The organism is Klebsiella sp. Lac1, from assembly GCF_009825425.1.
Classification (GTDB): domain Bacteria; phylum Pseudomonadota; class Gammaproteobacteria; order Enterobacterales; family Enterobacteriaceae; genus Klebsiella; species Klebsiella electrica.
Genome location: NZ_VJZJ01000004.1, coordinates 553682 through 566013 on the forward strand (window position 1 = coordinate 553682; position 12332 = coordinate 566013).

Here is a 12332-nt window from a genome sequence, read left to right on the forward strand (position 1 = left end):
TTTTCCGTCATTTTTACATCTGGACGTCTAAACGTATAGAAGTTCGCAACACAACAAACAATAAAATGCGATTGATGAGGTAAGGTATGAGCTTTTTTCACGCCAATCAGCGGGAAGCCCTGAATCAGAGCCTGGCAGAAGTACAGGGCCAGATTAACGTGTCCTTTGAATTCTTCCCGCCGCGCACCAGTGAAATGGAGCAAACCTTGTGGAAGTCCATCGATCGCTTAAGCAGCCTGAAGCCAAAGTTTGTCTCGGTGACCTATGGCGCCAACTCCGGCGAGCGCGATCGCACCCATAGCATCATTAAGGGCATCAAGGAACGTACTGGTCTGGAAGCGGCGCCGCATCTGACCTGTATTGACGCCAGCCGCGATGAACTGCGCACGATCGCCGAAGACTACTGGAACAACGGTATTCGCCACATCGTTGCCCTGCGCGGCGACCTGCCGCCGGGCAGCGGTAAGCCTGATATGTATGCGGCGGACCTGGTGACGCTGTTGAAGGAGGTCGGAGATTTTGATATTTCCGTTGCGGCCTATCCTGAAGTTCACCCGGAAGCCAAAAGCGCGCAGGCCGATCTGCTGAACCTGAAGCGGAAAGTCGAAGCCGGCGCGAACCGCGCGATTACCCAGTTTTTCTTTGACGTCGAAAGCTATTTGCGTTTTCGCGATCGCTGCGTGTCTGCCGGGATCGATGTTGAAATTATTCCGGGCATCCTGCCGGTTTCTAACTTCAAACAGGCGAAAAAGTTTGCCGACATGACCAACGTGCGTATTCCAACGTGGATGTCAAAAATGTTTGAGGGTCTGGATAACGATGCGGAAACTCGCCAGCTGGTCGGTGCCAATATTGCGATGGACATGGTGAAAATTTTAAGCCGCGAAGGGGTGAAGGATTTCCACTTCTACACGCTGAACCGCGCCGAGATGAGCTACGCTATCTGCCACACCCTGGGCGTTCGCCCGGCAGTATAAAAAATGGCCCTCATCGAGGGCCATTATGCTTTATTCCCATTCATGCAGAAAACGCTGGCCGTACTGGTCAGCGACCCGTAATGCCGCGTAGACCTGGTCTGGCGTCGCGCCGCCGGGCATGTTGTGGATAGTTTCCCCTTCCGCGCAGGCCGCTTCGGCGACAATGCGCATTTTTTCGGCAATATCCCCTTTAATATCCAGCTGTGCCAGGGTGATCGGCAGGCCCACGCTGTGACATAACGCGGCGACGGTTTCTATCTCTTCCACCGGGGCATTTTCCAGCACCAGTTGCGTCAGCGTCCCGAAAGCGACTTTTTCACCGTGATAGTAGTGATGCGCGTCGGCAATGGCGGTGAGGCCGTTATGGATCGCATGCGCTGCCGCCAGACCGCCGCTTTCAAAGCCGACGCCGCTCAGATAGGTGTTGGCTTCGATAACCTTCTCCAGCGCCGGTGTGACGACGTGTTGCTCCGCCGCCAGCATCGCTTTTTCACCTTCTTCAAGCAGCGTGTTGTAGCACAGTTCAGCCAGCGCCAGCGCCGCCTGAGTGCATTTGCCTCCGGCCATGGTCGTAGCGCCGCTGCGTGAACAGGCGCGGGCTTCAAACCAGGTGGCGAGCGCATCGCCGATACCCGCTGCCAGCAGACGTGGCGGCGCGCCGGCGACGATTTGCGTATCGACAATCACCATGTTCGGGTTGTGCGGCAGCATCAGATAGCTGTCAAACTCTCCCTTGTCGGTATAGATAACCGAGAGCGCGCTGCAGGGGGCGTCCGTTGAGGCAATTGTCGGGGCAATCACCACCGGAAGATTCATAAAGTGGGCTAATGCTTTTGCGGTATCCAGCGTTTTTCCTCCGCCGATTCCCAGCACGGCATTGCAGCGAGCAGCGCCAGCGATATCGCGCAAGCGATTGATTTCATTATGCGAGCATTCACCGCCAAACGGCACGATTTCCGCAACCAGACCCGCATCGGTCAGGCTTTTACGCAGCTTTTCTGCGGCAAAACCCAGCACAAACTTGTCGCCAACAATGAGCCAGCGTTCGGCCAGCGGTTTGAGATAGTGGCCAAGGCGGGTGATAGCATTTGCGCCCTGAATATATTTGCCTGGGGATTGAATAATGCGATCCATTTCTATTCCTCCTGGTTGATCGTGGCGCCGTCCTCTGGCGACGCGATAATCGGGTTACAGGTTCAGATTGCCAAAAGCGTTATTCCAGTCTTGTTCAAATTTCTCTATGGCTGACTCTACCGCAGGGGTGCCGAGCATGTGTTGCGCGACGTCTAAGGGGAGGGTGATTGCTTCGCAGCCGGTCAGCAGGCAATCCAGCGCCTGACGCGGGGTTTTAAAGCTGGCGGCCAGCACTTTGCTTCCTGGCGCATGCTGCTCCAGCAGGGATTGCAGCTCCTGCACCATGCGAATCCCGTCTCCCCCCTGGGCATCGACGCGGTTGACGTAAGGGGCAACATATTTTGCGCCCGCCAGCGCTGCCAGCAGCCCCTGCGCGGCGCTATAGACCGCGGTACCCAGCGTCGGGATGCCTTCTTTTTTCAGTAATTTGATAGCGGCGAGGCCTTCAGCGGTGACCGGGATTTTAACCACGATGCCCGGAACGGCGTTACTCAGTCGTTTGGCTTCCGCCACCATGCCCTCAGCATCGCGGCTCATGGTCTGAGCAAACAGCGTTCCATCGGGTCCAATGGCCTTTTGCAGGCGCGGGAGAACATCCCAGACAGGCGTTTTGCCTGCGGCGATAATGCTCGGGTTGGTGGTCACGCCGGCCAGCGGATAGATGCGCGCCAGACGTTCAACTTCTGCGACGTTCGCGGTGTCCAGATAGAGTTCCATAGCCTTTCCTCAATGCTCAATTCAGTGATGTTGAGGTAAGGATACGGCTTCTCGTCGGCGGGTCGCCAGATGACAAATTTGCCAAAAACTGGATAAATGTACGCATTGCGGGTAAGGATGATTTAGATCACATTTTCCAGCTATATCTGGCAAAGCCGGGCAGGATTATCGTAAAAAACTTACAAAAATCTAGTTTCCGCTTAGCGCGGCTTCTCCGTCAACTGGCTGTGATACTGACGGCGATACTCGGAGGGGGAGCGTTCGGTATTCTTGCGAAACAGACGGCAGAAATAGTTGCTGTCGACAAAACCACAGGCGTGAGCGACATCTTTAATTTTCATGTCGTGGCCTTTTAACAGCATGCGGGCCTGCTCAAGGCGGATGTGATTCAGATACTCGTTGAACCCCATAGGCCCGCATTTCTGGAACAGATGGGAGAGATAGTTTGGCGAGAGATAAAATTCCTGCGCCACCGATTCGCGGGTTAACGGTTCGGCAAAACGAGCGTCGATATATTTGCGGATCGCCTCAAACAGCGCCTGGCTTCGGGAGGCGGTGTGCACCTGGCTGCCAAGCAGATCGGCGCAGTGGCTCAACAGGCTGATAACGATGTATCGCGCGGTGTGTTGTTCCTGCGGTTGCATCTGCATCTGCATCTCACTGAGCGCCTGGAGCAGGAAGGAGCCCGTCCGGGGGCCGCGGCGCGGTACCTGAAGCTTATCCTCAACATTCAACGTACTGCCGTTCCAGCGCGTCAGGGTGAGCTCTAACTGTTGCTTGCCAAACACAATACTCAGGACGGTACAGGGCGACTGCCAACGGGGTGAATGCCATCCGCCGGCGGGAATAAACAGCACGTCATGCCGGGACAGTACGGGCGGATCGGCTTTGATGCCGGCATCGTGAAGCTGCCCTTCAAGCATGATTTCGAGGCGTGGGAAATCAACCTGCTGCACGTGACCGGAAGCCGGGCGATGGTCGCTGGCAAATCGGATCTGCCGGATCGTTGCCGGGATTTTGATTAACGCGTCGATGTGTTGGTTGAGATCGGTATCCATTCTTGCTCCGTAGAAGGCGCCACGTTTTTATCATACCGGACAGCGTGGAAAGGGTAAAAGTCAGAGGGCAGTGAGGGGGACGGTGTTGCAGATTGTGTGTGATATGTTATATCGTAACATATCATTGCAAATGATAACTCAGGAGAGAGTGATGACCAAAAAGATTTCTGCCCTTGCGCTGGGTGTTGGCATGCTGTTAGCCAGCGCTCAGACCTTTGCCCACGGCCACCATAGCCATGGCCCCGCGTTAACGGAAGCGGAGGTTAAGGCCAGCGAGGGTATTTTTGCCGATGCAGACGTTAAAGATCGGGCGCTAAGCGACTGGGACGGGATCTGGCAGTCGGTAAATCCGTATCTGCTGAATGGCGATTTGGATCCGGTACTGGAACAAAAAGCCAAAAAGGCGGGCGGCAAGAGCGTGGCGGAATATCGGGAATATTATAAGAAGGGGTATGCCACCGACGTAGACCAGATTGGGATCGAAGATAACGTGATGGAGTTCCACGTTGGCAAGGCCGTTAATGCCTGTAAATACACCTATTCCGGCTATAAGATCCTGACCTATGCTTCCGGCAAGAAGGGGGTGCGTTACCTGTTCGAATGCCAGCAGGCGGAGTCAAAAGCGCCGAAATTTGTTCAGTTCAGCGATCATACGATTGGACCGCGCAAATCACAGCATTTCCACATCTTTATGGGGAATGACTCGCAGGAGGCGCTGCTGAAAGAGATGGATAACTGGCCGACCTATTATCCTTATGCGCTGCATAAAGAGCAGATTGTCGACGAAATGCTGCACCATTAATAAAAATCCCCGGTCGCGTGACGCGGACCGGGGAAAGTGTAACCGGATAAAACGCTAACCGGTTTTTCCCGGCAAATATCGTCTTGCCGGGAACGGCTGATAAATTAGCCCGTGTTGCGCATCCCGGCGGCAACACCCGCAATCGTGACCATCAGCGCTTGTTCAACGCGCGGATCCGGCTCTTTACCTTCGGCTTCCGCCAGACGCGAACGGTGCAGCAGTTCTGCCTGCAGGACGTTCAGCGGGTCGGTATAGATGTTACGCAGCTGGATAGACTCGGCTATCCACGGCAGATCGGCCATCAGATGCGAGTCGTTAGCAATCGCCAGCACGACGTTGATGTCGGCAGCCAGCAGCTTGCGCAGCTCCGTGCCCAGCGTCCACAGCTCCGGTTTCACCAGGCGCTGATCGTAGTACTCCGCCAGCCACAGGTCGGCTTTCGAGTAGACCATTTCCAGCATGCCGAGGCGGGTGGAGAAGAACGGCCAGTCGCGGCACATGGCTTCCAGTTCACTTTGCTTACCGCCTTCGACCACTTTCTGCAGCGCCGCGCCAGCGCCCAACCAGGCGGGCAGCATCAGGCGGTTTTGCGTCCAGGCGAAGATCCACGGAATCGCGCGCAGCGATTCGACGCCGCCGGTTGGACGGCGTTTTGCCGGGCGTGAACCTAACGGCAGTTTACCCAACTCCTGCTCCGGGGTTGCGGAGCGGAAGTAAGGTACGAAATCTTTATTTTCACGCACATAGCCACGGTACATTTTGCACGAGACATCGGACAGCTCGGCCATGATATCGCGCCACTCTGCTTTTGGCTCCGGCGGCGGCAGCAGGTTGGCTTCCAGAATTGCGCTGGTATAGAGTGACAGGCTGCTGATAGTGACTTCCGGCAAACCGTACTTAAAGCGAATCATCTCGCCCTGTTCGGTTACGCGCAGGCCACCTTTCAGGCTTCCCGGAGGCTGCGAAAGCAGCGCCGCGTGCGCCGGGGCGCCGCCACGACCGATAGAACCCCCGCGGCCGTGGAACAGCGTGAGTTCAATACCGGCTTTTTCGCAGGTTTTGATCAACGCATCCTGCGCCTGGTATTGCGCCCAGGAAGCGGCCATTACGCCGGCATCTTTTGCTGAGTCAGAATAGCCAATCATGACCATCTGTTTGCCCTGGATAAAGCCGCGATACCAGTCGATATTCAGCAACTGGGTCATGACGTCGTTGGCGTTGTTCAGGTCATCCAGGGTTTCGAACAGCGGCGCCACCGGCAGGGCGAAGCCGATACCGGCCTCTTTCAGCAGCAGATGCACCGCCAGCACGTCGGATGGCGTCTTCGCCATGGAGATCACGTAGGCGGCGATAGATCCGCGCGGCGCTTCGGCGATCACTTTGCAGGTATCGAGCACTTCGCGGGTTTCATTGCTTGGCTCCCAGTGACGCGGCAGCAGCGGACGTTTGGAGTTCAGCTCGCGGATCAGGAATGCCTGTTTGTCGGCTTCTGACCAGCTTTCGTAATCGCCAATACCAAGATAACGGGTCATCTCACCCAGCGCTTCGGTATGGCGGGTGCTTTCCTGGCGGATATCGATACGCACCAGCGGTACGCCAAACGATTTCACGCGGCGCAGGGTATCGAGCAGTTCGCCGTTGGCAATAATGCCCATGCCGCAGGCCTGCAGCGATTTATAGCAGGCGTAAAGCGGCTCCCACAGCTGTTCGTTCTGGGTAAGCAGGCCGGCAGGTTTCGGCAGCTTCTGCCCTTTCAGGCGAGCTTCGAGCCAGGCCTGCGTTTCCATCAGCTGGGTACGCATCTTTTTCATCAGATAGCGATACGGTTCCTGCTCGCCTTCCTTGCCAGCCAGCTCCCGCACCTCGTCGGTACACTCGACCATCGACAGTTCGGAAATCAGCAGTTGAATATCTTTCAGGAACAGGTCGGTTGCTTTCCAGCGGCTCAGCAGCAGCACGTGGCGGGTAATATCGGCGGTGACATTCGGGTTGCCGTCGCGGTCGCCGCCCATCCAGGAGGTGAAGCGTACCGGGACGAAGTCCACCGGCAGCTGATAACCGAGGTTCTCTTCCAACTGTTCGTTCAGCTCGCGCAGGTAGTTTGGTACACCTTCCCACAGGCTGTTTTCAACAACGGCAAAACCCCATTTTGCTTCGTCTACCGGCGTCGGGCGGTATTTGCGGATCTCATCCGTATGCCATGACTGGGCAATCAGCTGGCGCAGACGGCGCATCAGCTGGTGGTGCTCGTAGTCAGCGATATCTTTGTTATCAAGCTGCTTCAGGCAGTTGTTCACTTCCACCATTTTGTGGATAAGCGTACGACGGGTGATCTCGGTGGGGTGAGCGGTGAGTACCAGCTCCAGAGAGAGGGATTCCACCGCTTTTTTAATGGTGTCTTCGTTGAGATGAGGCTGTTCTTTAAGCTTTCTCAGGGTGCGGGCAATCACTTCCGGATTGCTGGCCGCTTCGCCGTTTGGCGAAATACTGTGGTATTGCTCAGCGGTGTTGGCCAGGTTCAGAAACTGACTGAAGGCGCGCGCGACCGGCAGCAGCTCGTCATTGGACAAGTTTTGCAGCGTGGTGAGCAATTCCTGGCGATTGGCTTCATTGCCGGCGCGAGAAGACTTTGACAATTTACGGATAGTTTCGACACGATCAAGAATGTTCTCTCCCAGAGCATCCTTGATGGTATCGCCTAGCACCTTACCGAGCATACTGACATTACTACGCAAAGCGGAATATTGTTCGTTCATGTTACCCCAGACACCCCATCTCATTTTATTTTGTTATACCCGGCACTCTGCAACGTTGAGCGGCGGATAAGCAGCCGTCTTTTATAAAGCCACGTAAAAACCCCCACGTCAATTGTTGCGAAATCGCTTCAGCAAACGAATAAATGGCGGCAATTTGCGAAATTTAACTCAGACGTCTTCTGATAAGTGTTGCTTATGGAAATGTGGGAAGAATCACCGTCCCGCCTCAGGAAAAGAGGCGGGATCCGCAGGCTTTCAATGCCAGCAGAAATGGTGGACAACCTGTGTAATCAGCTCCCGGGTCGGCTTGATAAAGCGGGTTTCCAGATATTCATCCGGCTGGTGGGCCTGATTAATGGAGCCAGGACCTAAAACCAGCGTCGGGCAGATTGTCTGGATAAACGGGGCTTCGGTGCAGTAGTTCACGACTTCAGTTTGTGCGCCGAGTAGCTTTTCCACGACCTGAACCAGCCGGTGGTCCGGCGGGCATTCATAACCCGGAATCGGCGGATGCAGCTCGGAGACGGTCAGGCGGCCCGGCCAGCGCTCGCTAACCGGCGCCAGCGCTTCATCCAGCAGTCCGTTGAGGTCGTTGAGCGTCATACCCGGAAGCGGGCGAATGTCCATATGCAGCTCGCAGCAGGCGCAGATGCGGTTTGACGCGTCGCCGCCATGGATAGCCCCGAGGTTGAGCGTCGGATACGGTACGGTGAAGGCAGCGTAGTGATAACGCTCTTTGAGCGAGTCGCGCAGCTGCATGATACGACCAATGGCATCGTGCATCAGCTCAATGGCGTTGACGCCGCGCGCCGGATCGCTGGAGTGGCCGGACTGCCCCTGGATACGAATGGCGTTGGACATATGGCCTTTGTGCGCGCGTACCGGCTGCAGAGAGGTCGGTTCGCCGATGATGGCGCAATCCGGGCGTAGCAGGGTCGTTTCGGCAAAGTAACGGGCGCCGGCCATGCTGGTCTCTTCATCGGCGGTCGCCAGGATGTAGAGCGGTTTTTTCAGCTTACTGACATCAACATCGCGCAGGGCATCCAGAATAAAGGCAAAAAAGCCTTTCATGTCGGCGGTGCCGAGGCCGTACAGCTTGTTTTCGTGCTCGGTGAGGGTAAAAGGATCGCGGGTCCAGCGGCCGTCATCAAAGGGAACGGTATCGGTATGTCCGGCAAGGAGCAGGCCGCCAGCGCCGTGGCCGGTACTGGCCAGCATATTAAATTTGTTGCGCGTATCCGGCACCGGCTGTACTTCGACATTGAAGCCAATTTCGCGGAACCAGCCGGCGAGTAAATTGATTAAAGTCTCATTACTTTGATCCAGCGCCTCTTCGGTCGCGCTGATGGAAGGTGTGGCGATCAATGCGCGGTAAATCTCGATAAAGGGCGGTAAATTGTTTTTCATTGTTGACACACCTCGGGTCGTGATAGTATCAATATTCATGCAGTATTTGTGAATAAAAATACATTATCGTTGAGCGTAAGAAAACCCATAAAATGTAGGGAAAGTGCTTACGGCTTAACAGGGTGAGGAAGAGAGATGCTTCCTGGGCAAATATGACGTAAGAAGGTGAAGAGCCCCGATGTTGAAGACGCTGATTGTGGGTGCCAGCGGTTATGCCGGCGCAGAGCTAGTGACCTATGTAAATCGCCATCCTCATATGACCATAACCGCTTTGACGGTCTCCGCGCAAAGCAATGATGCAGGGAAATTAATTTCCGATTTGCATCCGCAGCTGAAAGGCATTGTGGATTTACCGCTGCAGCCGATGTCAGATATCAGCGAATTTAGCGCCGGGGTGGATGTCGTCTTCCTCGCGACCGCCCATGAAGTGAGCCACGACCTGGCGCCGCAGTTCCTGGCCGCAGGCTGCGTGGTGTTCGACTTATCCGGCGCCTTCCGCGTCAACGACGGTGCGTTCTACGAAAAATATTACGGCTTTACGCATCAGCATCCGGCCCTGCTCGAGCAGGCGGTGTATGGCCTGGCGGAGTGGAGCGTCGACAAACTGAAAGAGGCGAATCTGGTTGCCGTACCGGGCTGCTATCCGACGGCGGCTCAGCTGTCGCTGAAGCCGTTGATCGATGCGGACCTGCTGGATCTTACCCAGTGGCCGGTGATCAACGCGACCAGCGGCGTCAGCGGTGCGGGTCGTAAGGCGGCCATCGGCAATAGCTTCTGTGAAGTCAGCCTGCAGCCGTATGGCGTGTTCAACCATCGCCACCACCCGGAAATCTCGACCCATCTTGGCGCAGAGGTGATTTTTACGCCTCATCTTGGCAACTTTAAACGTGGGATTCTGGAAACCATTACCTGCCGCCTGAAGCCTGGCGTCAGCAAAGAGCAGGTTGCCGGAGTGTTCCAGCAGGCGTATGCCGATAAGCCATTGGTCCGTTTATACGATAAAAGCGTGCCCGCATTGAAAAACGTCGTAGGTCTGCCATTCTGTGATATCGGTTTTGCGGTTCAGGACCAGCATATTATCGTGGTGGCGGCGGAAGATAACCTGCTGAAAGGCGCGGCGGCACAGGCAGTACAGTGCGCGAATATTCGTTTCGGCTTTGCTGAAACGCAGTCTCTTATTTAAGGTGTGATGATGAACCCATTAATTATCAAACTCGGCGGCGTTTTGCTCGACAGCGAAGAAGCGCTGGAGCGTCTGTTTACCGCGCTGGTCAATTACCGTGAAACGCATCATCGCCCGCTGGTTATTGTGCACGGCGGCGGCTGTGTGGTGGATGAACTGATGAAGCAGCTCAACCTGCCGGTGAGCAAGAAAAACGGTCTGCGGGTGACGCCAGCGGATCAAATCGACATTATTACCGGCGCGCTGGCGGGAACCGCGAATAAGACGCTGCTGGCATGGGCGAAAAAACACCATCTTGCGTCCGTCGGCCTATTCCTTGGCGATGGCGACAGCGTAAAGGTCACTCAGCTTGATGAAGAGCTGGGCCACGTTGGTCTGGCGCAGCCGGGATCGCCGGCGCTGATTAACACGCTGCTGGCGGGCGGCTACCTGCCGGTGGTCAGTTCAATCGGCGTGACCGATGCAGGACAGCTGATGAACGTCAATGCTGACCAGGCGGCCACTGCGCTGGCGGCGACGCTCGGCGCGGATCTGATTCTGCTTTCTGATGTCAGCGGTATTCTCGATGGCAAAGGCCAGCGTATCGCGGAAATGACCGCGGCGAAGGCGGAGCAGCTGATCGAACAAGGCATTATCACTGACGGCATGATCGTCAAGGTGAATGCCGCGCTGGATGCGGCGCGGGCGCTGGGCCGCCCGGTGGATATCGCCTCCTGGCGCCATGCGGAACAGCTGCCGGCATTGTTTAATGGCACGCCGATCGGCACGCGTATTCTGGCTTAATATTTCATGCCCGGCGGCGTATTGTTTGCCGGGTCTACAAGACTGTAGGTCGGGTTAGCGAAGCATCGCCCGGCAGAACTAAACGAATTTAAGGAAAGGGTTATGGCACTTTGGGGCGGACGTTTTACTCAGGCAGCAGATCAGCGGTTCAAGCAGTTCAACGACTCTTTGCGCTTCGACTATCGTCTGGCGGAGCAGGATATCGTTGGCTCTGTCGCCTGGTCTAAAGCGCTGGTGACGGTGGGCGTTCTGAGTGCCGCCGAGCAGCAGCAGCTGGAAGAGGCATTAAGCGTGCTGCTGGAAGAGGTGCGGGCGAATCCGCAGCAAATTCTTGCTAGCGATGCCGAAGATATTCACAGCTGGGTGGAAGGGAAACTGATCGACAAAGTGGGCCAGCTGGGTAAGAAATTGCATACCGGGCGTAGCCGTAACGACCAGGTGGCAACCGATCTGAAGCTGTGGTGTAAAGATACCGTCGCGGAGCTGCTCTTAGCAAATCGCCAGCTGCAAAGTGCGCTGGTGGATACGGCGCAGAACAACCAGGATGCCGTGATGCCGGGTTATACCCATCTGCAGCGCGCGCAGCCGGTGACGTTCGCCCACTGGTGTCTGGCCTACGTTGAGATGCTGGCGCGCGATGAAAGCCGTCTGCAGGATACCCTCAAGCGCCTGGACGTCAGCCCTCTGGGCTGCGGTGCGCTGGCGGGTACCGCTTATGATATCGATCGTGAGCAGTTGGCCGACTGGCTGGGTTTTGCCTCGGCGACCCGCAACAGCCTGGACAGCGTTTCTGATCGCGACCACGTACTGGAACTGCTCTCCGATGCGTCGATTGGCATGGTTCACCTGTCGCGTTTCGCCGAAGACCTGATTTTCTTTAATACCGGTGAAGCCGGTTTTATTGAATTGTCCGATCGCGTCACCTCCGGTTCCTCGCTGATGCCGCAGAAAAAGAACCCGGATGCGCTCGAACTTATCCGCGGAAAATGCGGCCGCGTTCAGGGGGCCCTGACCGGGATGATGATGACTCTGAAAGGCCTGCCGCTGGCCTACAATAAAGATATGCAGGAAGACAAAGAAGGGCTGTTCGACGCGCTCGATACCTGGCTTGATTGCCTGCATATGGCGACGCTGGTGCTGGATGGCATTCAGGTTAAGCGTCCGCGTTGTGAAGAGGCGGCGCAGCAGGGTTACGCGAATGCGACTGAACTGGCGGATTATCTGGTTGCGAAAGGCGTCCCGTTCCGTGAGGCGCACCATATCGTCGGGGAAGCGGTTGTTGAGGCGATTGCCCAGGGTAAACCGCTGGAAGATCTGGCGCTGGCCGACCTGCAGAAGTTTAGCGGTGTGATTGCCGACGATGTCTATCCGATTCTGTCGCTGCAGTCTTGCCTCGATAAGCGCCTGGCAAAAGGCGGCGTCTCGCCGAAGCAGGTTGCCCAGGCGATTGCTGACGCCAAACAGCGTCTGGCGTAAACCTTCACTTTTCGCGGGTAAGACTCACTGGATCAGTGA

Annotated in this window: 10 protein-coding genes; 5 read left to right on the top strand and 5 right to left on the bottom strand. The window is 56.1% G+C overall.

The window, feature by feature from the left end; translation table 11 throughout:
• The first annotated feature begins 86 nt into the window (after positions 1 to 86).
• On the top strand, positions 87 to 977 hold the full coding sequence (gene metF / locus FNY10_RS25055) for a methylenetetrahydrofolate reductase (protein WP_131050443.1): 891 nt from the start codon (positions 87 to 89) through the stop codon (positions 975 to 977).
• A 30-nt stretch (positions 978 to 1007) separates the two neighbouring features.
• Here metF and gldA read toward each other — a convergent pair whose 3' ends face one another.
• From gldA to FNY10_RS25070, 3 genes are all read right to left on the bottom strand, one after another.
• Positions 1008 to 2111, bottom strand: coding sequence for a bifunctional L-1,2-propanediol dehydrogenase/glycerol dehydrogenase (gldA, locus tag FNY10_RS25060; protein WP_160704112.1), 1104 nt, complete (start codon positions 2109 to 2111; stop codon positions 1008 to 1010).
• A 54-nt stretch (positions 2112 to 2165) separates the two neighbouring features.
• Positions 2166 to 2828 carry a fructose-6-phosphate aldolase gene (fsa, locus tag FNY10_RS25065; RefSeq protein WP_100685408.1) on the bottom strand — a complete coding sequence of 221 codons (663 nt, stop codon included), beginning with the start codon at positions 2826 to 2828 and terminating at the stop codon, positions 2166 to 2168.
• Positions 2829 to 3028: 200 nt separating this feature from the next.
• A complete protein-coding gene (locus tag FNY10_RS25070) occupies positions 3029 to 3886 on the bottom strand; it encodes an AraC family transcriptional regulator (RefSeq protein ID WP_160704110.1) in 858 nt (285 codons plus the stop codon).
• A 151-nt stretch (positions 3887 to 4037) separates the two neighbouring features.
• Between FNY10_RS25070 and zinT the strand changes: the two genes are divergently transcribed.
• Complete coding sequence (gene zinT, locus FNY10_RS25075) at positions 4038 to 4688, top strand: metal-binding protein ZinT (RefSeq protein ID WP_100685406.1); 651 nt, start codon at positions 4038 to 4040, stop codon at positions 4686 to 4688.
• A gap of 104 nt (positions 4689 to 4792) precedes the next feature.
• Here zinT and ppc read toward each other — a convergent pair whose 3' ends face one another.
• Together ppc and argE are read right to left on the bottom strand one after the other, a co-directional pair.
• The gene (ppc, locus tag FNY10_RS25080; protein ID WP_100685405.1) at positions 4793 to 7444 is read right to left on the bottom strand and encodes a phosphoenolpyruvate carboxylase; all 2652 of its coding nucleotides are present in this window, start codon (positions 7442 to 7444) and stop codon (positions 4793 to 4795) included.
• A 255-nt stretch (positions 7445 to 7699) separates the two neighbouring features.
• On the bottom strand, positions 7700 to 8851 hold the full coding sequence (argE, locus tag FNY10_RS25085; RefSeq protein WP_131050448.1) for an acetylornithine deacetylase: 1152 nt from the start codon (positions 8849 to 8851) through the stop codon (positions 7700 to 7702).
• Between the two features lie 178 nt (positions 8852 to 9029).
• Between argE and argC the strand changes: the two genes are divergently transcribed.
• The 3 genes from argC to argH all read left to right on the top strand — a co-directional run bounded on the left by argC (position 9030) and on the right by argH (position 12293).
• A complete protein-coding gene (argC, locus tag FNY10_RS25090; RefSeq protein WP_100685403.1) occupies positions 9030 to 10034 on the top strand; it encodes an N-acetyl-gamma-glutamyl-phosphate reductase in 1005 nt (334 codons plus the stop codon).
• 6 nt (positions 10035 to 10040) lie between these two features.
• Positions 10041 to 10817 carry an acetylglutamate kinase gene (gene argB / locus FNY10_RS25095; RefSeq protein ID WP_100685402.1) on the top strand — a complete coding sequence of 259 codons (777 nt, stop codon included), beginning with the start codon at positions 10041 to 10043 and terminating at the stop codon, positions 10815 to 10817.
• 102 nt (positions 10818 to 10919) lie between these two features.
• Positions 10920 to 12293, top strand: coding sequence for an argininosuccinate lyase (gene argH, locus FNY10_RS25100; protein WP_100685401.1), 1374 nt, complete (start codon positions 10920 to 10922; stop codon positions 12291 to 12293).
• The last annotated feature ends 39 nt before the right edge of the window (positions 12294 to 12332 follow it).